The following is a 260-nucleotide window of genomic DNA, read 5'->3' on the forward strand; positions in this document are numbered from 1 at the left end:
CCGCGCTCGCGTCGAGCCAGACGGGGGGCCGCTCGTGGATCAGCAGCAGCACGCAGCCGGCGTGCACCAGGGCCGTCAACGGGCCTTCCGGGTGGCCGGCGAGCTGCTGCCAGACGCGCTCGCGCAGCGGGACCTCGGCGAGTTTGCCCTGCTTGCGCAGCCAGGCCTCCACCTCGGCGAGGGCGAACGACGGGCTGGTCTCGGTGCCGCCGACCGGCTTGGGGAAGTCGGCGTGCCGGCGGCGCCAGTTGCTGACGGCG

1 pseudogene is annotated in these 260 nt (G+C 75.4%); it reads right to left on the minus strand.

Annotation, left to right across the window (positions count from 1 at the left end):
- A pseudogene (locus tag IE312_RS40825) lies at positions 1 to 260 on the minus strand (N-6 DNA methylase); the annotation flags it as partial.

The organism is Streptomyces capoamus (genome assembly GCF_014654935.1).
Taxonomy (GTDB): Bacteria; Actinomycetota; Actinomycetes; order Streptomycetales; family Streptomycetaceae; genus Streptomyces; species Streptomyces capoamus.